This window comes from Ramlibacter sp. (assembly GCF_028292805.1).
Classification (GTDB): domain Bacteria; phylum Pseudomonadota; class Gammaproteobacteria; order Burkholderiales; family Burkholderiaceae_C; genus Ramlibacter.
On the sequence record NZ_JAQGLS010000060.1, the window covers coordinates 1 to 3567 of the forward strand.

At 68.9% G+C, this 3567-nt stretch carries 4 protein-coding genes and 1 pseudogene; all 5 read right to left on the reverse strand.

Going from position 1 to position 3567, the window contains the following annotated elements:
• On the reverse strand, positions 1–1866 hold a 1866-nt coding region (locus JWP65_RS03145), incomplete at its 3' end, for a putative baseplate assembly protein (RefSeq protein ID WP_299760268.1).
• A complete protein-coding gene (locus JWP65_RS03150) occupies positions 1863–2240 on the reverse strand; it encodes a GPW/gp25 family protein (protein ID WP_299760270.1) in 378 nt (125 codons plus the stop codon). The genes JWP65_RS03150 and JWP65_RS03145, both read right to left, overlap by 4 nt.
• A 10-nt stretch (positions 2241–2250) precedes the next feature.
• On the reverse strand, positions 2251–2568 hold the full coding sequence (locus JWP65_RS03155; protein ID WP_299760272.1) for a hypothetical protein: 318 nt from the start codon (positions 2566–2568) through the stop codon (positions 2251–2253).
• 13 nt (positions 2569–2581) lie between these two features.
• Positions 2582–3094: a phage baseplate assembly protein V gene (locus tag JWP65_RS03160; protein ID WP_299760274.1), complete on the reverse strand. Its 513-nt coding sequence runs from the start codon at positions 3092–3094 to the stop codon at positions 2582–2584.
• Positions 3091–3567 (reverse strand): annotated as a pseudogene (locus tag JWP65_RS03165) (hypothetical protein); the annotation flags it as partial. The pseudogene JWP65_RS03165 and the gene JWP65_RS03160, both read right to left, overlap by 4 nt.

A 3567-nucleotide genomic window follows, 5' to 3' on the forward strand; every position in this document is an offset into this window, starting at 1 on the left:
GTTGCCGATGCGGTAGCTGGCCGTGAAGTCCGTGCCTTCGTTGGGACGCTCGCCATGCACATCGTCGCCAAAGCGCAGGAAAGAGGTGCCGTCATTCTCGGTTTCGGACACGAAGTCGCGCGCCATCGGCAAGCTGCCCAACAGGTCGCGTTGCACCTCCCAAAAGCTGGTCAGCGTGCCGGTCACCGACTTAAGATGGCCTTCGAGCTTGCCGATGCGGGGCAGTGCGTCATGGGGGTCGCGGTGGATCAGGGTACTGGCCGGCCACCAGGCTTCTTCCTGAAGCTGGAAGGGCAAGGCGTTCAGGCCCGCGTCCAGCGCCAGCGGCGCCGCCAGTTCCTTCGCCAGGTCGAAGCCCTGCGTGAGCGGCGCGTGCTTCAGCGCGGGCCGGAAGCGCGGCGGGATGTCTTCGGCCTTGCCAGGCTGACAAGCTCTGGCCATGCGAGAGGGCGCCGCGTGCATCAGGTGCGACGTGGGCACGGAACCGAGTGCTTCGCCGCGCACGGTCTGGCCGTGGTCGGCCAGCACGATGTTGCCCAGTGCCACGCTGATGTCCACGCCTGGCTGATCCCTGACCGACAGGCACAGCGCAAACGGCAGCGCGTCGGCCGCGTCCCAGGCGATTTCGGTCACCGCCAGCGGAGCATCGGCCGGCGTCGGGTTGAACAGCCGGCCGGAGGGGTCGGCGCCGGTGGTCACCGCCACCAGCCGCACCGCCCAGCGCCGGGCCGGGTCGGCGTCTTGCGTCTTGCCAGTCGTTGGGCTCATGACTTCCTGGAACACCAGCACGTGGTTCGGTTTCAAGTCCGGATGCGCCCCGCGCAAGGTGGCGCGCGTGGCGCCGCGCGGCAGGCAGCACGCCTGGTCGCCCCAGGTGTAGAACGAAAAATCATTGAGGCCGGGTTTTAACTCGGCGTCATGCGCCGTCTCGAACACCACGGCGCCGGCGGCCAGCGCGTCGCTCAAATCCTTGCTGCCCGGCGCCAGCAGCTGCGGAAGGCGGCTGCTGCGCGTCAGCAGGGGCGTGCCCTGGGGAAGGGTGTAATACGCCGCTACCCTGACCTGCACCCAGGCGCGCGCGTTGCAGCCGTCGTGCAGCGCATAGTCCACCAGCCGCGCATGGCGGCGCACCGACACGCGCCGGCGTGCCGCCGCCAGGTAGGCTTCGGCGGCAATCGCATCCTGCCGGTACGACAGGTTGTCGGCAGCATAGGCCATCAGCTCGACCAGCGCCACGCCCACGTCGGCCGCCGAGCGCTCGCGCCAGCCGGGCGCCAGCAGGCTCAGACGGTCGAGCATCAGGCGGCGAAAGCCGGTGTAGTCCTTGGCCAGGTAGTCGATGTCGGGCTGGAGGGAAACCGGCGCCTGGCAGGGCAGCGACGTGGCGCAATCGAAGTCCGACCGGCATTCAACCTTGAACGAGAACTCGATGTCCGACAGCTTCGGGTCGAAGCCTTCGGGCGGCTGGTCGCTGCCCGGACCCTGGCGCAGGTGCAGCGTGTATTGCGAGAAGTCGCCCGCCAGCGTGGTGCGGACCACCAGCGTGCGCGGCAGGTCGGTGGCTTCGATGCCTTCGGTCAGCGCCGCATCGGTGCCCGCCGGCAGCTTGTCGCCCGCTGCCACCCATTCGACCGGAACAACGGCGATGCGCTCGCCGCCGTCGATCAGCACGTTTTGCGGTTCCAGCGCGCAGTCGCCGTTCGCCTTGAGCGGCACCGGCCGCAGCAGCCGCACGAACAGCGTGCGCTGGCGCAGCAGCTTGACCGGCTCCAGGTGGTCGCGCACCTCCAGGAACTCGATGCCGCTGGCGCTGCCGGTGCGCGCGATGACCTGCAGCCGCCGCAGGTCGCAGCAGAAGTATTTCATGGCGCGCCTCCCCCGGCGCCGGGCAGCGCAAAACCCGCCTGCCGCGTGCTGCCGTCGGCCAGCACGACATAGTGGACCGTGACCTGCAGCGCGGCGTCGAGGTTCTCGACCGCCACGGCGTTCACCGCGATCAGGTGCGCCAGGTGCTGCTGCAAGGCGCTCTGCACCAGGAACTGCAGCGTCGCCGCCAGCGTGCCGCTGTTGGGCTCGAACACCAGCGCCAGCAGGCCGGCGCCGAAGTCGGGCCGCATCACGCGCTCGCCCGGCGCGGTGAACAGCACCTGCTCGATCAGGTCGCGCACGTGGTCGGCATCCAGGGTGGCGGCTGTGCGGCCCTGGCCGTCGAAGTGATAGGGGTGGTCCAGCATGGTCATTGCAGGCCTTTCAGGTGGCGAGCACGCGCATCTGCGCCACCACGGGCAGCATCGGCGTGCCGGTGGGAATGCACACCGACTGGCCAGTGAGCGTGGCCACCGGCGCGCCGCCGGCCAGCACGCGCGCCGCGCCCATGACGAATTGGCCGGTCAGGCACGGCGGGGTGGGCGTGCCGGTGAGCGCGCAGCCGGCAATCGCGTAGGGGCTGGCCAGCGTGACCACCGGCTGCGCCGACACCAGCACGCGCGGAAAGGGCGACATCGGCAGCGCCTGGCCGGCGTGGCTGCACAGCACGGTGGCGCCGAGGTGAAGGATGGGAGCGGGCATGGCATCGTCCTCGCTAGATGACGGTCAGGGCGCCAAGGTTGACGTCCGTCGTCGGCCCGGTCATGTTGATGACCGCGCCCTTGCCGTTGGAGATGACGATGCCCACGTCGCTGACCGAAATCATCGCGCCGGTGGTGGTCTGGATCAGGATGCCGCCGGTCGGCCCTGGCATGTCGCTGATCACGATGCCGTTTTTCAGCGTGGTCTGCAGCGTGATGCCGGCCACGCCCGGCGGCACCAGGTTCGACAGCTTGGGCGTCTCGGCCGCGCTGCCCCAGTAGCCGCCGACCCAGATCGGGAAGTCCGGGTTGCCCCGCTCGAACTCGATCCACACGCCCGAGGCGATGGGCGGCACCGTGAACAGGCCCATGTTGATGCCGGCCACCGGCACGCACGGCATCGCCCAGCTCGACGGGATGAAGCCCGCCACGTCGGGCACGATGGCCTGGATGCGGCCCATCAGCAGCGGGTCGATGTTGTTGACCACCGTGCCGCGGTACTTGCCGTAGAAGGGGCTGTCGCTCATACCGGCACCGTCGCAAGGGTCGAGATCAGCGCGTTGCGCGCCAGGCTGAAGCTCTGCTTGTACTCGCCGCGCTTGATGTCGTGCGACACGCTTTTGACGTAGTAGAGCCCGTCGAACGGCAGGCCGGCGCCGCGCACGCCGACCAGCTGGCGCGACTTGAGCAGCCGCCCGTAGCGCGCCACGTCGAGCCGTCCGCTGCCGAACACCGAGTCGCTGTGCTGGCTGGCGTACGCCAGGCCGGTCATCAGCGCCGACAGCGGCGACATGTGCGCGGTGTCGTGCAGGTTCTCGATTTTCGGCGGCAGCGGCGGCACCAGCCCGAGCGGCGGGTTCAGCGGCGAGATGTCGGGAATGGGCAGGCCGATGGGGGCCTTGCTCAGCAGTTCCTGGAAATAGACAATCGGCATTTTCTTGGCTTCCTTGTTGAAGTTGAAGCTCAGTTCCTCGACGTTGGTGACCGCGTCCATGTTGAC

Coding starts and splice junctions, on each gene's coding strand:
- JWP65_RS03150 (WP_299760270.1), bottom strand. CDS start 2,240: ATGACCATGCTGGACCACCCCTATCACTTCGACGGCCAGGGCCGCACA.
- JWP65_RS03155 (WP_299760272.1), bottom strand. CDS start 2,568: ATGCCCGCTCCCATCCTTCACCTCGGCGCCACCGTGCTGTGCAGCCAC.
- JWP65_RS03160 (WP_299760274.1), bottom strand. CDS start 3,094: ATGAGCGACAGCCCCTTCTACGGCAAGTACCGCGGCACGGTGGTCAAC.